The 11,862-nt window shown below is 36.3% G+C and carries 11 protein-coding genes; 6 read left to right on the top strand and 5 right to left on the bottom strand.

All coding sequences use genetic code 11. The features are described 5' to 3' along the window. Positions 1-126: 126 nt before the first annotated feature. From BANA01_RS21340 to BANA01_RS21330, 3 genes are all read right to left on the bottom strand, one after another. A complete protein-coding gene (locus BANA01_RS21340) occupies positions 127-861 on the bottom strand; it encodes an SDR family NAD(P)-dependent oxidoreductase (RefSeq protein WP_063254648.1) in 735 nt (244 codons plus the stop codon). Between the two features lie 81 nt (positions 862-942). Then, positions 943-2,205, bottom strand: a complete 1,263-nt coding sequence (locus BANA01_RS21335; protein ID WP_235847199.1) for an MFS transporter — start codon at positions 2,203-2,205, stop codon at positions 943-945. A gap of 75 nt (positions 2,206-2,280) precedes the next feature. Further along, complete coding sequence (locus BANA01_RS21330; RefSeq protein WP_063254647.1) at positions 2,281-3,036, bottom strand: SDR family NAD(P)-dependent oxidoreductase; 756 nt, start codon at positions 3,034-3,036, stop codon at positions 2,281-2,283. Between the two features lie 226 nt (positions 3,037-3,262). Between BANA01_RS21330 and BANA01_RS21325 the strand changes: the two genes are divergently transcribed. Then, complete coding sequence (locus BANA01_RS21325; RefSeq protein ID WP_063254646.1) at positions 3,263-3,862, top strand: TetR/AcrR family transcriptional regulator; 600 nt, start codon at positions 3,263-3,265, stop codon at positions 3,860-3,862. 270 nt (positions 3,863-4,132) lie between these two features. Continuing rightward, complete coding sequence (locus BANA01_RS21320) at positions 4,133-5,557, top strand: sensor domain-containing diguanylate cyclase (RefSeq protein ID WP_169803732.1); 1,425 nt, start codon at positions 4,133-4,135, stop codon at positions 5,555-5,557. A gap of 375 nt (positions 5,558-5,932) precedes the next feature. On the opposite strand, the gene BANA01_RS21315 is transcribed toward BANA01_RS21320, so the two are convergent. Both BANA01_RS21315 and BANA01_RS21310 read right to left on the bottom strand, forming a co-directional pair. After that, complete coding sequence (locus BANA01_RS21315; RefSeq protein WP_063254645.1) at positions 5,933-6,574, bottom strand: class D sortase; 642 nt, start codon at positions 6,572-6,574, stop codon at positions 5,933-5,935. Between the two features lie 6 nt (positions 6,575-6,580). Further along, a complete protein-coding gene (locus tag BANA01_RS21310; RefSeq protein ID WP_063254644.1) occupies positions 6,581-7,297 on the bottom strand; it encodes a hypothetical protein in 717 nt (238 codons plus the stop codon). Positions 7,298-8,008: 711 nt separating this feature from the next. Here BANA01_RS21310 and BANA01_RS29635 point away from each other — a divergent pair. The 4 genes from BANA01_RS29635 (at position 8,009) to BANA01_RS21290 (ending at position 11,738) form a co-directional block, all read left to right on the top strand. Next, positions 8,009-8,176 (top strand): hypothetical protein, encoded by a 168-nt coding sequence (locus tag BANA01_RS29635; protein WP_157411848.1) that lies wholly within the window; start codon positions 8,009-8,011, stop codon positions 8,174-8,176. An 821-nt stretch (positions 8,177-8,997) separates the two neighbouring features. Next, positions 8,998-9,912 (top strand): HD-GYP domain-containing protein, encoded by a 915-nt coding sequence (locus BANA01_RS21300; protein ID WP_063254643.1) that lies wholly within the window; start codon positions 8,998-9,000, stop codon positions 9,910-9,912. A 517-nt stretch (positions 9,913-10,429) separates the two neighbouring features. Beyond that, positions 10,430-10,936, top strand: coding sequence for a sigma-70 family RNA polymerase sigma factor (locus BANA01_RS21295; RefSeq protein ID WP_063254642.1), 507 nt, complete (start codon positions 10,430-10,432; stop codon positions 10,934-10,936). Between the two features lie 136 nt (positions 10,937-11,072). Then, positions 11,073-11,738 (top strand): HAD family hydrolase, encoded by a 666-nt coding sequence (locus BANA01_RS21290; protein WP_063254641.1) that lies wholly within the window; start codon positions 11,073-11,075, stop codon positions 11,736-11,738. Positions 11,739-11,862: the final 124 nt, after the last annotated feature.

The raw sequence follows: 11,862 nt of genomic DNA, 5'->3' as shown, positions 1-11,862 counted from the left end.
TTTTTATGCTCTACCTTGTCCGAAGTTCACACTTTCAGGGAAAAGGTCTTTCAAAAAAAAGGACAGTTTTCCACCGGATTAAGCTTTAATCCTTGGTAAACTGTCCTGATTATATAACCGAGTATTTTATTGTGCTGAAAATCCGCCGTCAATAACCAATTCTGAACCGGTGATATAGGATGATTCATCAGATGCAAAGAATAAGGCTGCATTTGCAATATCTTCAGGTTGGCCTAAACGTTGCAGTGGTGTTGCTTGTATTAAGCGACCAAGCAGCTCTTTCGATGTACTTAATGATTGAGTCATTGGTGTTTCAATAATACCAGGGAAAAGAGTATTTACCCTTACTCCTTGGCGGCCAAAAGTCGTTGCGGCTGCCTTTGATAGAGCACGTACCGCTCCTTTGGATGCAGAGTAATGATTAAATCCTTGACCAATTTGGGCGGTGTAAGAAGAAATATTAATGATTGACCCATTTCCTTGAGCTGCCATATAAGGCGCAACATGTTTAATACCGGCGAAGGGACCAAAACCATTAATAGACAACATCTTCTGCCAATCATTTAGATCAATTTCCTGAAACGGCTTTTCAGATGAAATCCCAGCGTTATTCACAAGAATATCAATGCGGCCAAAACGGTTATTCACTTCTTCAGCAAGTGCTTTCCAATCTTCGTCTGAAGCAACATTTAATTTCATTCCAAATACATTTTCTTTTTGGCTTGCCTTTTCAAGCGCAGATTCATTGATGTCTGCAGCAATGACAGTTGCACCCTTTCGGCTAAACAAGTCTACCATTTGTTCACCAATACCAGAAGCTCCTCCTGTAATAATGGCTATTTTATTATCTAATCGACCCATCATAAATTCCTCCAAAACAAATATTTTTAATAGGATAATAGACGCGGAAATGCCTAGCGCCTTTTGTAATACCAATAGTAATCAATTCCACGAACCCGCATTTTCTAGTCTCTTTTTGCCTTTGAAAGCCATAATAATAAGCGCGATATTAATAAGCAGCATCACGATAATGGTATACAACACAGGTGTGTAGCTTCCTGTTAAGTCGAACACGTATCCGTAGCCCGGTAATGCTACTATGCCTGCAACAGCTAAGCCGATCCCAAGCGTAGCATAAATTTGACTATATTCTTTCATTCCAAAAACAGCTGTAGTGATCAATGGCGCTAACGTTCCGATTGAAGCTGTTACAAATCCAAAAATACCAATGGCAATACTAAATATGGCAGCGTTCCCAGGAATAAAAATTAATAATCCAATTGCAACCATTCCACATAACATCGAAAAGACACCCGTATTTCTTGCCCCGATTTTGTCTGTCAAGAAACCAAATGCTAATGCTCCTACTAACATACCAACCATAAATGAGCCCATTACTTTTCCGGCAAATTCAACATCATATCCAATTCCCATCGCATATGGTGCAATATGTTGTGCAAAGCTCGCAATCGCTGTCATAAAGAAAAAGAACAGTAGTAATGAATAAAAAGCCAATGATTTTTTTGCGGCAGCCATTGTCACTCCTATATCAGTCCGAGCTGCTTGTCCGCCTCCAGTTGCTGTTTCTTGTATTCCATATGGTAATAAGCCTTTTTGCTCAGGTTTCAGTCTAATGGTCAATAGAACAACAGGGATTACGATGACCATTACGACAAGGCCCAATGTTATATAAGCATTTCTCCACCCGTGTTCAGCTATAAAGTTACCGACCATTGGTTGAATGATTGCGCCAAAGAGTCCCACAGCCGCCATCATCATTCCCATTGCCAGGCCATTGTGCTTTTTAAACCAGCGATTGATGATAACAGGTCCAGCCATTGTAGCTACAAATATGGATCCAATCGCCATTGGAATCGAGAAGACATACCAGCCCCAGACAGAGTTCATTAATCCGAACATCGCAAAGGAACCCGCTTGTAAGATAATCGCAAAGATTAAAAGTCCTCTTATATCATATTTCGCCATCATTTTACCTGCTATCGGTAAGAATAGCATGGTAACAATGGATGAAATACTAAAGTATAATGATAGGCTGCCCATACCAATCCCTAAGTCTTTTGTAACTGGGGTTAAAAACAATCCCCCTGCATTATTAATTCCACCTCTAGCAAGACCAATCATTATAGATAGTCCTAGTAATACCCACCAGGCAAAGTGAATTTTCCCCTTTTTTTGCTTGCCCACAGTAATTTCTCCCTTTGATTTATGGTTTGACAAAGCTTCTCACAAGCAAGCAATCTATAACTTATGAAAAGGATATTAACGTAATTTAATGGAACCGCCATCAACCATAATCGTTTGTCCAGTAATATAATCGGAGTCCTCACTCGCTAAAAATACGGCCACACGTCCGATATCGCTTTCAATTTCACCAAGTCTTCTTAACGGAATTTTTGATAGCATACCTTGATAGTATTCCGGATTCGCTTCAGCCCATTGAAGCATTCCCTCTGATTTTGCAATGGGAGAAATGATATTTACATTAATTCCAAAAGGCCCGAATTCATTTGCCGCTACACGAGTAATTCCACGAATTGCCTCTTTAGCAGCTGCATATGAACCTTGATTGACATCACCGTTAATTCCGGCACCTGAAGCAAAATTAATGATTTTACCCTTTGTATCTTTCAAATAAGGCAGTGCCGCTTGCATAAAATAGAATGTTGGATAAAATCCAGTGTTAAATGATAAATCCAATTCCTTTTGAGTTGTTACTTCAATAGAGGCCATCTTTGATGCGTGAGCATTATTCACTAAAATATCAATCTTTCCAAACGTTTCTCCAACTTGTTTGACAATACCGGCTATGTTATCGTGCTCCATAAGATTTGCTTGAATAAAAATAGACTCTGGTTGAAATTCCTGCAGCTCTTTTATCGTTTTATGGCCTGCTTCTGCATTTAGGTCAACAATCGCTACTCTTGCCCCTTCTTTTACGAAAGCAGTTGCAATGCCTTTACCAATACCACCTGCTCCACCAGTAATAATCGCTACTTTACCATGAAGTTTGCTCATTTTTATATCCCCTTTGCATTTAATAACGTTAGCACAGTAATAATATAGGATATTGACTAACTAGTCAATCAATACATTCCTGTCAAAGATATACAGATTAATTATTGGAAATCCCCCCACATTTTACTCCATGGCGGCACCTCTTAATCATTTGGTCATCTAGAAGTGAATGGTATAATAGAGTGATTGCATTTATCGCAGAAAAAATATTAAATGGGGATTTTATATGGCAAAGAGTGAAGAACAATTTAAAATGATACGTGACCAACGTTATGAAGAAATTAGTCATGCGGCATTAAAAATTTTCGCCCGCAAAGGGTTTGCAGGAACCAAAATCAGTGATATAACGTCTTCCATCAATTTAAGTCACGGATTACTTTATCATTATTTCAAATCAAAAGAAGAAATATATGTCGCAATTATAATGAATATCCTTGACCAGTTTAAGCAAGCTGTTACGGAAGCAGAGGACCAAAAAGGGACCCCATATGACAAGCTTAATTGGTTTTCAGCACTTACATTTTCAGGTTCTCCAGAGGTAGCGCTAGATCGGCATATTTTAATTAATGAAGCACTTCAAGCTGATTTTCTGTCTGAAGAAATTAAACAAAATATTAGACAAGAGTACGCTGACTCATTAAAAGTTCTTTCAAGAATTATTTCTGCCGGTCAGCGAGATGGAATATTTATAGAGGGTGATGCAATGGAACTGGCCGCGTACTATTTATCTTTCTCACAAGGTCTTACCTTGTGGAATGCTAAAGGTCTTTATCACATTAACGTTACGGTTGAGAGCGTAATTCGTCCATTATTAGCTAATCCGTGAAACGAAAGGCTGCTTATAGGAGCAACTCAAATTAGACAAAAACAAATGGTTTTTAATTTGGACTATCCACTCCATTTTGATTGCCACCGATATTAGCTCATATCTATTTAAAAGAAGAAGCAGCCCAATGAACAAATTCATCAGGCTGCTTCCTTTCGTTACATGCAATAATCGGACTAGAAACCGAACCGTCCCTTTGTTTCCGTGACAGGTCGCTGTTTTCAATGATAAAATACAGATGTTATTTGATTACAAGGGATGGTTGTTCTGATGGAGATCTTGGCAAAAAACGCAGCGAGTGAACATGATTTGGAGCAACAATTTATCAACTATAATGAAAACCTCTTATTCGAACGGATTAAACACATTTCCTATATGCTCATCTTCACCTATCCCTGTTTTTTCATTGTGGACTTTATCCTTTTGGCCAACCTGAACAACCCGACTTATAAATTTATCCTTTCAACCTTTCATATCATAGACCTGGTAATCTCGCTTATCTTTTTGATCCTCTACCGCCGTAGCAAGAGTAACGCCAGAGGACCGATTATTCTCACCTATTTATTTCTTTATTTGTTTATCGGCGCCGTGTCTTCGATCAACAGCCAGCTTAATAACGGTAATATCTATGCTTATATAATTATTCTCTTAGCGGCCGCTGTTATTTTGCCGGTTCAGCCACGGCACCAGGCTGGCATCATCACAGGAATTCATCTATTTTTCATTACAGGGTTGTTCCTGCTTGAAAAAAATCACTTTTCGTTCCTATTTAAACTCGTGAATTCAACAGGTGCAGCGGTCATTTCGTTTACGATTGCGTATGCCTTCTATTCATTTCGCAAAAATAACTTTACAAACGAATGGAAACTTAAGAAGAATGAAGAGAGCTTTCGCAGATTATTTCACATCAATCCTAATCCGTTGGTCCTTTTTAATCTTGAAACCAGCAACATTTTGCTCCTAAATCAGCAGGCAATCGAATACTTCCATTTGAAAAATAAAGATATGACAAAGCTTGATGGCTGGTTTATGCTGACCACGCCTGAAGAAAAACAATCGATCGTAGAAAAACTTGAAGAACATCAGAATTTAAAAAATTATATGGTCAAACATAAACAGAAATGGTCCATGCTTAATTTTGAACTGGTCAATTACTTAGGGGAGCGCTGCGTCCTTATTGGAAGCACAGACATTACAGATTTGAAGGAAACGGAAGAAGAGCTTTATCAACATGCATCCCTTGACCCGCTTACAGGGGTCCTCAACAGAAGGCGAGGAATGGAAATCCTTTCACAATACCTGCAAGATGGATCAACAGAATTCATCGTCTGCTATATTGATATAAACAATTTAAAAATGGTAAATGACAAGTACGGACATTCTGCAGGCGATGACCTGATTATGACTTGCTGCGAAACCATCAAACGGCATATCAGGGAAAATGACGTCCTTTTCCGCCTAGGCGGTGATGAATTTATCATTCTATTTTTCGAGCCACAAATGGAAGTTGCACAGGGAATCTGGTCCCGCATTCGAAGTGAGTTTCAGGATATGGTTAGAACGGGCCAAAAGCCATATCCAATCTCAGCCAGCCACGGTTTCTATCAATATAAACCTGGAACCGACTTAAGTCCTGAAGAAATCCTTGAACTGGCGGACCAGGAAATGTATAAAGAAAAGTTCATGCACAGATAAAGCAAATGGCTTTTGATTTGGATTATTCAATCGGTACCGATATATCTATTAAAAAAGGCTCTGTTATAACTGAATGTTGATTTCACTGTGTTTGAAAAATAAATGGAAAAATTCCGGTTAAATTATGAAATACCCCTATTCCCTTATTAAAAAGGGAAGTTTTTCCGCCTATATCAACCTAATCTTTGAATTTCGGCCTATTTAAAGCAGTTAATCGAAATATCTCCGCCTATATATCCTTCTTAAGCTGCTCTATATACATTAGCCGGAAATTCTCCGCCTATGAGTTCTATTCATATACGAAAATCAACGATGAATAATAACAAAGCCATAAAAAGAAGCAGCCCAATGAACAAATTCATCGGGCTGCTTCCTTTAGTTACTTGCAATAATCGGACTAGAAACCAACTTCGTATAAACGACATAACGATCTGGTGCATCCCCAATAAAATCAAATGGATAACACGTTGTTAATGTTAGAGTTTCATAATCAGTTGGTACCATAACCGTCATATCGTCAGCTGGGACGATTTTGAAGTCTGTGGTTTCATAAACGAAATCACCATACGGAGTACTGAAGGTCAGCTGCTCACCAACTTTTAGGTGTTCGAGCTTCCGAAATACAGTATCCCGGTGTCCGCTTAAGATGACATTGCCGCCTTGACCTGGCAGCGCGCTGCCGGCAAAATGGCCAGCACCTTTTTTCAACTCATTGTCATGGGTGCCCTGGACAACAGGAACATTAAGGTCAATTGAAGTGAACTGCAATTCACCAATCGATGAACCTGGGTCTGGCAGTTTTGGCCATGGCTGGTCAAATGTCTGATTAGGTAATTCTGGTTCGTATTCATCAACTACTTGGTGCGCTAATAAGACTGTCTGTTTTGATAAATCCCATCCAAAATAAGCAACAATGCCAACACCGGCTGCAATCAGTAAAATTGGAAAACTAAGCAGTACCCATTTCCACTTCTGATACCACTTCTTTTTCCGCTTTTTCTTTCTTATTTTTTCCATGGTTTCTTATGCTTCGATTTCGGATTTGCGTACCAAACGTACCGCCGGAACAGCCGCAACTCCGCCTAATAGAATTAATAATCCGCCTAGTGCCATGTAATCTACGGTGTTGCTGTCTGTGTTAGGAAGTGGAGCATTTGGCATTGGAACGAATGTCCCTTTTTTATCTAATTGTTTTTTAGCTTGTACAGCATTTTTTAATGCATTCAATTTCGATTGAATAACAGTTAGATTTAAATCTTCCTTCTTCGGATTCACGACTGCAAGTACGTTACCATTTAGATCCTTTAATTGAATGACAAGTGTGGAAGATCCAGCCTTATACGTTGTGATGTCAATTGGATTCCCTTTTTCATCTGTAATAGCTGCTTGTAGGTGTGCTAGTTTCACGCTCTCTAAGAATAAACGTGCTACTTCTACCTTTTGTGCATTTGGAAGATCTTCTGGATTCGCTGCACCCTTTAAGATCTGGCTCACCTTTTGAGTATTGTCAAGAATTCCTTTATACTCGGCGTCACTTAACGTAATAGATTGCAAGTAAGCATATAAATAATCTACCTCTGCAATATTTAATGCCTTTAAAGAATCTACCAATTTCTGTGCTTGAGAATCTGTATTTCCTGCTGCTAAAACATCATTACTTGGAACCGCAGCAAATGCAGTTAAACCCAAACTAAGTGCTGCAATCACAGACCCCTTTTTCAAAGTTGATTTAAAATTCATCTCTTCACCCTCTATTTTATATTTATGTATCTATAAAAGATAACATAATTTGCTAGTTTTCTCAAACGAAATATGTGAAAATTGTCAGTTTTTGTGAAAAGTATGGATAAAAATTCTTATATAACCCTCTTATTCTATTACTCTTTTTTCTAAAATGAAACATAGAAATCTTATGGCTTTATTGAAGTAACAAGTGATATTTAAATAAAATGGAGGTTTTCCGCTTAGACTACGAATAGAGCTTCGTTCGGGGAATTTAAACGGAGGTTTTCCGCTCTCAAGGGATTCTAGATAAGTCAGTTTTTTTGTCTCAGTTTACCTATTTCTCATTTTATATCCTGTTTTTCACTATTTCCTATGTATTTTTCAGACGGATCTCCCAGTGACGGGAAGGCAGCAGTACTCACATTGACAAACCAGGATGAAAAGAAAATAAGTAATGATATTCTATTCAGGAAAATGGAAGATCACAATTAACCCGAGGAACAAACTACCCGTTAACTTACGTGCACTTCTTTACAAATTTCTTTACCATAAACTATGAATGAAGATGTCCCGTGGTAAGGTCAAAATTATGAATAAAAAATAAAGATATTTTGTTAAGTGCATAAAAAGTTTTTTGCTTTCCTCCCTTTTAATTTTTTGAAAATTAGAAACCTTTTTCAAATTTTTTAGTCTAATTTGATAAATAATTAAGGTGGCGAATTAATAATGCCAAAGAAAGGTCCATTTGATTTAAAACAACGACAAATTCAAAAAATCTATAAAGATAATCTAAGAAAATCAGAAAACTCGTTTTTTCTAATCTTTATTGCTTGTTTTTTTATTGGAGCACTATTGTTAGCACTCGCTTCATTTATTTATAATTTAGTTCATTGATTAGAAGCATGATCCACTGCATATAGCAGGTTCCATGCTTTCACCATTTATATCCCCTTTTACCAAAATAAAAAAGCACCGAAGGCCTCTTTTCTAGAAATCAAAGCTCTTGTTAAGTTGAAGGATTTTTGTATTTTTCGAAGAGATATTGGCATCCATATAAGAAAAAAGCCTTGTAAAAAAAGTATAAAAAGAACTGAAACTCGTTGAATTTTTCGAGTCTATACAGTCTTACTTTTTTAAATAATCTTGAGAATGGATAAACAAAAATTATATCCCCAAAGGCATTTAACATAAGAAACTTCTTAAAATTTCCATATGACCATTTTAACAACCATAGAGATAACACTAACATTGGTCCGATGAGGAAAGGCATTTCGTTCTTAAGAAAAGAATGTGGTTTATTATAAAAGCGCCACCATCTGCGCCTCTTCCCAATCAGAGCATCTAAACTACACAATATGACAGCTGCTAATGATGAAGGTAAAAATTTTTTGATATTATGCAGCCCTAATAGAGGTACTGTAAGCCAAGAAATTAGTATTATTGCCATATTAAATAACCGATGGTTTTTAGAAGACAGAATAACCACACCTTATTACATGGATTTTCAATTGATTATGTTATTATGTCTTTCTGATTATAAATTTATTTGCAAATAAAGATGGAAAATAACCTATTCATTGTTTACCTTTGTTAAGGTTAATTAATCTGAAAAAACTCTCTAGTTTGAAATTAGGATTTATCGGGAAAAAGTATGGTATCTTTTGAAGGAAATTAATTTACATTTCTTCAATAAATTGAATAAAAGGGAAGATGAGATGAAAGATAAGTTAGTTGATAAAATAGGAAATTATATTTACTTTCGTTATGGGTTTTTTATATTTTTATCATTAATTTTATTTCTCAGCATTGTTTTTCCTCAAAATGATAATTTCTTCATGTTTTATATCGTATCGGTTATTTTTTTAGGTATGGGATATTATAATAAACCCGTTTTTTTGTTCACTTTCACTGTATTAGTAGTTATTTTAAGGTTTTACTTTGTACCAAAAGCAGAAGAAAGTGTTTTTTTTATTTACTTATTTATTTACTTTTTAATTACGTATATTTCCGCAGGTACAATGCTTTATATTCAAAAAGTTAAAAAGAATGTTTTAGATTTAACAGTATCCCTTATTAACGCTTTAGATTCCAGAGATCCTTATACCTCTGGCCATTCTGATAATGTTTCAAAATACGCTGTTAAAATATCTGAGAAGATGAATCTTTCTAAAGACCTGTGCAATGTTATTCGTACAGGGGGGTTATTGCATGACATTGGAAAGATTGGTATTCCTGAACATATCTTGACCAAGTCAGGAAAATTAACTCCAGAAGAATATAAGGTAATAAAGACACATCCAGTAATTGGATATAACATACTTGATCATGTTGATGGTTTTAAGAAAAATGGTGTTTTAGATATTGTTTTATATCATCATGAAAGATATGACGGAAAAGGCTATCCAAAAGGATTAAAAGGCAGCGAAATCCCGTTATCTGCTCGGATTGTCGGTGTTGCGGATGCGTTTGATGCGATGATTTCCAGACGTGTTTATAGAAATGAATTGGATTTGAATTTTGTTCTGAATGAGATTCGCCAAAATAAAGGAACACAGTTTGATCCTGCAGTAGTAGATGCGTTTTTGAGTATAATCAAGGAAACGGATATATTAGGTAAAACACAAAAATAAATAAAATGACAAAACAGGAAAAGATCTCGTATCTCTTTTCCTGTTTTTTAAAAAATTCTTGAAGTAATTATTAGATCATCTTCTCGACAATATTCTCCTTTAAAGTGTCGATTAAACCCTGATTTGACAACCTCTAATGCGATTTCAATCAAACGATTAGTTAATACCAACTCTACTAATTAAACGTTTGATTAAGAGTGCGAAAAACCCTTTTATAAAGCCCCTTAACCTGTTTTTCAGGGGAAATTATTGTCGAAAAAACCTCCTGCACAACGAAAAATTTCAAATTCTTGAACTTTCCATATGCTACTATTCTTGATTTCCTTAACTCATATCCTTTTCAAAAAACAAATCCTATTAAAGTGTTGTTTGTTCCAAATTGAATAGAATTTTACCCGTTAAATCTATTTTTTACTGTTAAATTCATTTTTCCCTGATTCGAAGGTTTCCCGTGAATCGATTAAGGTAGAGCTACCTAGGAATAAATCGGAAGCGCGCTGCCTGAAGGATCTTACCAGTGGAGAGCTTTGACGAGTTAGTTGTACAGTTTCAGCCCATGATTCATAAGATTATTCAAACCCTGCACATCTATAAAAATGAAGATGAATTCTATCAGACGGGGTTAATTGGACTTTGGGAAGCTAGTCAGTCCTTTGATGAAAGAAAAGGCAGCTTTTCAAATTACGCTTACACCTACATCAAAGGAAAAATGTTAACGCAAATGTCGAAAAACAACCAAGTTAATGAAAGACTTATCCATCCAAAGGAGGAATACTGGGAAACGATTGAGGGGCAGGAATCTCTTTATCTTGAGACGGAAACCATTAAAGATTATTGTAATGGTCTAACGGAAAAAGAAGCGAAATGGGTAATGGCTATGTCTATCGTCCAACTATCCATTAAGGAATTAGCGGAAAGAGAGAAGGTTTCAGTTTCAGCCGTTAAGCAGTGGAAATCAGGGGCAATAAGAAAGTTGAAGGAAAAGAAATCAAATTATGAAAGCGAGTTCCGTACGTTATCGTAAACGTTATAAATTGTAATTTTTACCTGCAAATCTGAATCAAATAAATACTGTTTAATATATAAGAAGGCTTTTAATAATTTTAGAGAAATTATGGTAGAATATCAAAATACTAGAGGTTCATATTGGGGGATATTAAATGACTTTAAAATATAAATGTTTAATCTTAGATCACGATGATACAGCTGTAAAAAGCACTCCAGATATACATTATCCATCATTTGTAGAAGCTCTTAAAAATTTACGGCCAAATGAGGAACCTATTCACCTCGAAGAGTTTGTTAAATACTGTTTTAATCCAGGTTTTTCTTCTTTATGTAAAGATATTATAAAATTTACAAACGCAGAGCAACAACATCAACAAGAGGTGTGGAAAAAATATACGGAATTAACTGTACCAGACTTTTATGAAATGTTTACTGAAACCATCCAAGAGTTTAAAAGACGAGGTGGAATTGTGACGGTTGTTTCCCATTCTGAGAGAAGTCGAATTGAAAGAGATTATTCTATCCATTGCGGGTTCTTGCCAGACGCAGTCTTTGGTTGGGAGCTCCCTGAACATCAAAGAAAACCACATCCATATCCAATAAAGGAAATCTTGAAACGCTTTAATCTACATGAAACCGAAGCACTCATGGTGGATGACCTAAAGCCTGGATTGGAGATGGCAAGGAGTTGTAATGTTGATTTTGCGGCAGCTGGATGGTCTCACACTATTCCCGAAATCAAAGAACAAATGAAATTGGAATCAAAATATTACTTTGAGACAGTGGAACAATTCAACCGATTAGTATTAAACAAATAATGTAGGAACAGCTCAATCTATATAGGATTGGGCTATTTTTTATTTTGGATGTGTTATATAATGCTGTTGGTTTGCGCCTCAGAAACCAGCCTAAGTAAAATAAACGGAGACTTTCCGGATAAAT

Origin of the sequence: Neobacillus niacini NBRC 15566, assembly GCF_001591505.1 — a bacterium.
Taxonomy (GTDB): domain Bacteria; phylum Bacillota; class Bacilli; order Bacillales; family Cytobacillaceae; genus Neobacillus; species Neobacillus niacini.
The sequence above is the reverse complement of the archived record's forward strand: the minus strand, read 5'-3'. Positions and strand labels throughout refer to the sequence as shown.